The sequence below is a fragment of the Vibrio sp. 1249-1 genome (assembly GCF_033340495.1).
Genome location: NZ_JAWOWJ010000664.1, coordinates 1 through 652 on the forward strand (window position 1 = coordinate 1; position 652 = coordinate 652).

Below are 652 nucleotides of genomic sequence, written 5' to 3' on the forward strand. Positions count from 1 at the left end.
TCAAAAGAAAATCCGTCACTTTAAAGAAATTAAACGTGGTTATTGGTCGTTTGTGATCTTATCTATCATGTTGATTCTTTCACTATTTGCTGAGCTGTTAATCAACAGTAAAGCGTTGATCGTGAAGTACGATGGTAGTTACTACTTTCCGGTTGTCAGTGACGTTCGTTTAGGTAGCGAGTTTGGTCAAGATTCTTCAAGTGAAGCTGATTACCGAGTTCTCCAACAAGTCTTTGAGGAAGAGGGGGGGGACAACTTTGTGATTCTACCTATCGTTCCTTGGAACCCATACGAACAAGACTTCAGTGGCGATTTCCCTCCGACCGCGCCAAGCGCTGAGAACAAACACTATCTAGGTACTGACGTTATTGGTCGCGATATTTTAGCGCGCTTGGTGTATGGCTTCCGTACTGCGATGGGGTTTGCGCTACTTACCATGGCGATCTCGTACGCGATTGGTACGGCTGTTGGCTGTGCGATGGGCTTCTGGGGTGGCAAGTTCGACTTATTTGTTCAGCGTTTGATCGAGGTCTGGTCAATGGTGCCTTTCTTATACGTCATCATGATCCTCGTCTCGATAGTGCAACCAACCTTTACTCTGTTCGTCGGTATTAACGTACTCTTTGGGTGGATGGGGATGACGTGGTACATG

General features: G+C 46.2%; 1 pseudogene. It reads left to right on the forward strand.

Annotated elements, in window-relative coordinates:
* A pseudogene (locus tag R7Z50_RS28220) lies at positions 1–652 on the forward strand (ABC transporter permease); the annotation flags it as partial.